The 262-nt window shown below is 53.8% G+C and carries 1 protein-coding gene; it reads left to right on the top strand.

All coding sequences use genetic code 11. The features are described 5' to 3' along the window. On the top strand, positions 1-183 hold a 183-nt coding region (locus tag FN960_RS24290; protein WP_143850829.1), incomplete at its 5' end, for a helix-turn-helix domain-containing protein. Positions 184-262 lie beyond the last annotated feature (79 nt).

Below are 262 nucleotides of genomic sequence, written 5' to 3'. Positions count from 1 at the left end.
GGACGAAAATTCGCGCTCACCAAAGCTCAGGTGCGTCTCGCGCAAGCCGCCATGGCCCAGCGCGATACTTCAGTTTCCGATCTCTGCAAGGAACTCGGCATCGAGCGCGTCACTCTCTACCGATATGTCGGTCCCAAAGGCGAGCTCAGAGACCATGGAAAGCATGTTCTCGGACTTACGTAGCAACTCGTTTCTTTTCGCAGGTTGAGCCACCTCCGCGCTTCATCAGAAAACTGAAGGAACCTCCATTGAATCGAACTAA

The organism is Alkalicoccobacillus porphyridii, from assembly GCF_007293315.1.
In the GTDB taxonomy this organism is placed as follows: Bacteria; Bacillota; Bacilli; order Bacillales; family Bacillaceae_D; genus Alkalicoccobacillus; species Alkalicoccobacillus porphyridii.
The sequence above is the reverse complement of the archived record's forward strand: the minus strand, read 5'-3'. Positions and strand labels throughout refer to the sequence as shown.